General features: G+C 32.3%; 2 protein-coding genes. Both read right to left on the bottom strand.

Annotation, left to right across the window (positions count from 1 at the left end):
* A partial coding sequence (locus H5202_RS22900) for a hypothetical protein (protein WP_182774039.1) occupies positions 1 to 241 on the bottom strand: 241 nt, incomplete at its 3' end.
* Positions 242 to 788: 547 nt separating this feature from the next.
* Positions 789 to 1,019, bottom strand: a complete 231-nt coding sequence (locus H5202_RS22895; protein WP_182774038.1) for a hypothetical protein — start codon at positions 1,017 to 1,019, stop codon at positions 789 to 791.
* Between the last annotated feature and the right edge of the window lie 169 nt (positions 1,020 to 1,188).

Below are 1,188 nucleotides of genomic sequence, written 5' to 3'. Positions count from 1 at the left end.
CGATCATATTTTCATAGGCTTGTGTTTCATTAATCAACACTGTAAATTTATCTTCCAACTCAAAAAGCACATCTTGTACTTTTTCAATGCTAGTTGATCGAACTTGCTGATTAATGCTACGAACTTTTTCGGCTTCAGCCTGCTTTTTTTCACGAATAACCCAAGTCACTGCAGCACCCACAATTGTGAGACTTGTCGCCATATCAAAACCAAGCTGAACATTAGCAAACCATGAAGGCATTATTTTTCCTTAAATGTTATTTTCCTATTTGTATAAATAGTAATAACTGATCTAACTACTAATGTCACCCCGAAAAAAACGAAAAGGCTACAAAAGTCACACATATATCCTCAAATTAAATCATTTATCAGCAATTAAAATTTTATTTCAATACGAAAAATAACTTTAAAATCATATTTTTAAAATTCTTTTACAGCAAATAACACCTAATATAATATAAAATGAGCCAACAGAGTTATAACCACAACAAATTAATCATCTCGCCGCTATGAAATTATAAAAAACCCCTTAATAATCAGTTGCTAAATAACATCACCATTAAGTATTAGATTATTATTTTAACCAAGGTATATTTATTATGATGACTGTTGGTTTAAGTATTATTACAACTGATTAGTTAATAGAAAATAAAGACAATGAGACGATTTGTCGTCATTAAAAAGCGGCTTAGTGTCGTGTTCTTGGCGGGAATAACATTCTATCTGAAATGAAATATTGTTGGTGTAAACATTAACGATCGTCTTACAACGAACCTGTCACAATGAGATTATGGTGTTTTTTCTGCTTCACGCTTAACCAACATAAAAGTAAGGTACATTTTTGTCGGTAGCGACAATGCCATGCCAAAAGCTACACACATCGCACTCACAATGATCCCATCGACGCCCATCATCTGAATCGTTTCACTATAGTTATGACAATAAATGCCTAACAAAATTAAGCTTAACCCCATAGTAATGCAGGATTTTAGGACTAAAATGAATTTAGCATCTGACATTCCGACCTCGACATCAATAGCATTATGGTCAGCTAATATAATGAATCGATTTACGATGGTGAGCGTTGATTTAGATCAAGAGAAACGTCTGAATAGTAAATGATGGATACAATAAAAATAAATCAGCATCGATAAAATTGAAATTGGACTTACGTTTATTTTTAGAGAG

The sequence above is a fragment of the Shewanella sp. SG41-4 genome (genome assembly GCF_014164505.1).
GTDB lineage: Bacteria > Pseudomonadota > Gammaproteobacteria > Enterobacterales > Shewanellaceae > Shewanella.
Note: the sequence above shows the minus strand (reverse complement) of the source record. Positions and strands in the feature narration are given on the sequence as shown.

Bases quoted from the DNA above. Each gene is read 5' to 3' on its own strand.
- H5202_RS22895 (WP_182774038.1), bottom strand. From the start codon at position 1,019: ATGTCAGATGCTAAATTCATTTTAGTCCTAAAATCCTGCATTACTATG.